1 protein-coding gene and 1 pseudogene are annotated in these 285 nt (G+C 48.1%); one reads left to right on the top strand and one right to left on the bottom strand.

What is annotated here, in order from left to right; all coding sequences use genetic code 11:
* Positions 1 to 10: 10 nt before the first annotated feature.
* Positions 11 to 67: pseudogene (locus SB725_RS30770) on the top strand (hypothetical protein); the annotation flags it as partial.
* 10 nt (positions 68 to 77) lie between these two features.
* On the opposite strand, the gene SB725_RS30775 reads toward SB725_RS30770, so the two are convergent.
* Positions 78 to 285: hypothetical protein (locus SB725_RS30775; RefSeq protein WP_410923152.1), on the bottom strand; the 208-nt coding region annotated here is incomplete at its 5' end.

A 285-nucleotide genomic window follows, 5' to 3' on the forward strand; every position in this document is an offset into this window, starting at 1 on the left:
ACCGCAAGAGCTGCGTCTACATCAACGCGGCGGCATGGACTATGATAAAGGCTGCTACTTGGGCCAAGAAGTCATAGTTACTCAGATGTCGCTGCTGCCGCTTCGGCTTCCGCGGCTTCTTTTTCTTCCAAGGCTTTTGCTTCTTTATCACGAATGGCATCACGCATGGCTTTTTCGAAAGCTTTTTGGCGTTTAATAACTTTTAGCTCATCAGCAGAAGGTGGCAGCACTGGATCTGTCTTACGTTGTAATATCCAGTAGTCAAATAGAGCACGGCCAATAGGC

Origin of the sequence: Pseudomonas sp. SIMBA_041, assembly GCF_046535095.1 — a bacterium.
Lineage (GTDB): Bacteria > Pseudomonadota > Gammaproteobacteria > Pseudomonadales > Pseudomonadaceae > Aquipseudomonas > Aquipseudomonas mucoides.